1 protein-coding gene is annotated in these 990 nt (G+C 78.1%); it reads right to left on the reverse strand.

The features are described 5' to 3' along the window. Nucleotides 1-80: 80 nt before the first annotated feature. On the reverse strand, nt 81-990 hold a 910-nt coding region (locus CRM73_RS19370), incomplete at its 5' end, for a tetratricopeptide repeat protein (protein WP_229588818.1).

Genomic DNA, 990 nt, shown 5'->3' on the forward strand with positions numbered 1-990 from the left:
CGGCGGAGGACGCGCCCCGCGCGCCGGCGGACGGTGGCCGTGCGGGCGGGGCGGTCAGGGGGGGCGTCAGGGGCGGGGGCTCAGAACAGGGCGCGCATCAGGGCGCCCCGGGCGGTCACCGTGCGCGGGTCCTCGGCGCCCACCACGTCGAAGAGCTCGAGCAGGCGCAGCCGGACGGCGTCCCGCTCCTCCCCGGCGGTGCGCCGCACCAGGTCCAGCAGCCGGCGGAAGGCGTCCTCCACGTGGCCGCCCGAGACGTCGAGGTCGGCGACGGCCAGCTGCGCCGCCACGTCCTCCGGGGCGGCGGCGGCCTCGGCGCGGACCGTCGCGGCGTCCAGCGGCAGCACCCGCTGGAGCAGGTGCACCTGGGCGAGGGCGAGCTTCGCCTCCCGGTCCCCGGGGTTCTCGGCGATCGCCTTCCGGTAGGCGGCCTCGGCGGCGTCGACGTCACCGGCCTCGAGGGCGTCCACGGCCTCCTGGTGCAGCGGGGGCAGGGGCTCCGGCTCGTCGTCGGGGCGGACGGGCTCCACGGTGCCCGTGATCCCGTTCTGCTCGGCGAGCGCGAGCAGCTCGTCCAGCAGCTGGGTCACCTGCTCGGCCGGGACCGTGGAGTTGAACAGCGGGACGGGCCGCCCGCCGAGCAGCGCCACCACGGTGGGCACGGACTGCGCCTGGAACATCTGCGCGATCTCGGGGACCGCCTCGGCGTCCACGGAGGCCAGCAGGAGCCGTCCCCGGTAGCGGTCCACGACCTGCTCCAGGGTGTCGGTGAACGCCACGGACTGCTCGCTGAAGCGGGCCCAGAGGGCGAAGACCACGGGGACCCGGGTGGAGAGCTCGGCGACCTCCTGGAAGTCCGCCGCCGTCACCTCCCGGCGGTACCCGCCCGGCCGGCCCTCCCCCGCGGGCTGCCCGCCCGGCCCGGCGGCGGGCACGGCGCCCAGGTCCACCGCGCCCCGCACCGACGACGGGAGCGGGGCCTCCTGCGGC

It is taken from the genome of Kocuria sp. CCUG 69068 (assembly GCF_020833785.1).
Lineage (GTDB): Bacteria > Actinomycetota > Actinomycetes > Actinomycetales > Micrococcaceae > Kocuria > Kocuria rosea.